Annotated in this window: 2 protein-coding genes; both read left to right on the forward strand. The window is 68.1% G+C overall.

The features are described from left to right. Positions 1 to 125: 125 nt before the first annotated feature. Positions 126 to 566, forward strand: a complete 441-nt coding sequence (locus ACIBJF_RS53495) for a helix-turn-helix domain-containing protein (RefSeq protein WP_399185129.1) — start codon at positions 126 to 128, stop codon at positions 564 to 566. Then, positions 563 to 1246, forward strand: coding sequence for an IS630 family transposase (locus ACIBJF_RS53500; RefSeq protein ID WP_399185130.1), 684 nt, complete (start codon positions 563 to 565; stop codon positions 1244 to 1246). The genes ACIBJF_RS53495 and ACIBJF_RS53500 overlap by 4 nt, the downstream gene beginning before the upstream one ends. The last annotated feature ends 8 nt before the right edge of the window (positions 1247 to 1254 follow it).

Below are 1254 nucleotides of genomic sequence, written 5' to 3' on the forward strand. Positions count from 1 at the left end.
CTAGTAGATCGTCGCGGCTAAGTGTTGTTCTGGTTGGTGGAGTTGGGGTCGGGCAAGCTCCCCTTGTCGCTTCCGTTCGGCCGGGCAGGGGTGCCGTGTCCTCACAGAAGAAGTATCCGGTTGCGTTGAGTGCCGAAGATCGTCTGGCGTTGGTGCGCGTGACGACGACGGGAGTCCGCAGCGCGTCGATGATCAGGCGGGCACGGGTGCTGCTCGCGTTGGACACGTCGGTCGGCGAGGTCGATCCGCGGGCGGTGATCGCGGACCGGGTCGGGGTCTCGTGCGAGTCGGTCCGCCTGATCTCGAAGCGGTACGCGGAGACCGGCGGCGATGTGTGGGCCACGGTCGGCCGGAAGGAACGCGCATGCCCGCCGGTGCCCTCCCCGGTGACCGGCGAGGTCGAGGCGAGGCTGATCGCGCTCGCCTGCTCGGCGCCGCCCAAGGGACATGCCCGGTGGTCGCTGCGACTGCTGGAGAAGCACGTCGCGCTGGTCGAGGACATCCCGGATCTGGACCACTCCACGATCGGCCGGGTGTTAAAAAAACGGAACTGCGTCCTCACGTGAAGAAGTGCTGGACCATCCCGCCCGCTGCGAATGCGGCCTTCGCCGCGGCGATGGAGGACGTCTTGGCGGTCTACCGCCGCCACCTCGACCCGGCCCGCCCGGTGGTGTGCATGGACGAGAAGCCGTACCAGCTGCTCGGCCACGTCCGCGATCCGCTTCCCGCGCGGCCGGGCCGTGACCGGCGCGAGGACAACGAGTACGTCCGCTCGGGGACCTGCTCGATCTTCTGCTGGGTCGAGCCGCTGCGCGGATGGCGGCGCGTGGACGCCCGGCCCCGCCGGACCGGGGTCGACTGGGCGCACCAGGTCGAGCACCTGCTGACCGTGGACTATCCCGACGCCACCACGGTCGTGCTGGTGATGGACAACCTCAACACCCACACCACCGCCTCGCTCTACGAGGCGTTCGACCCGGCAAAGGCCTTCGCGCTGGCCCAGCGCCTGGAGATCCACCACACCCCCAAACACGGGTCCTGGCTCAACATCGCCGAGATCGAGCTCTCCGCCCTCACCCGCCAGTGCCTGGACCGCCGCATCCACGACCTCGCCGTGCTCAACACCGAACTCGCCGCCTGGCAGCAGCACACCAACAGCAACCAGCGCCAAGTCGACTGGCACTTCACCACCGACGACGCACGCGTGAAACTGCGCCACCTCTACCCAACCACACAGCAAAATTAAGCCGCGAC

Origin of the sequence: Streptomyces sp. NPDC050743, assembly GCF_044456925.1 — a bacterium.
Taxonomy (GTDB): domain Bacteria; phylum Actinomycetota; class Actinomycetes; order Streptomycetales; family Streptomycetaceae; genus Streptomyces.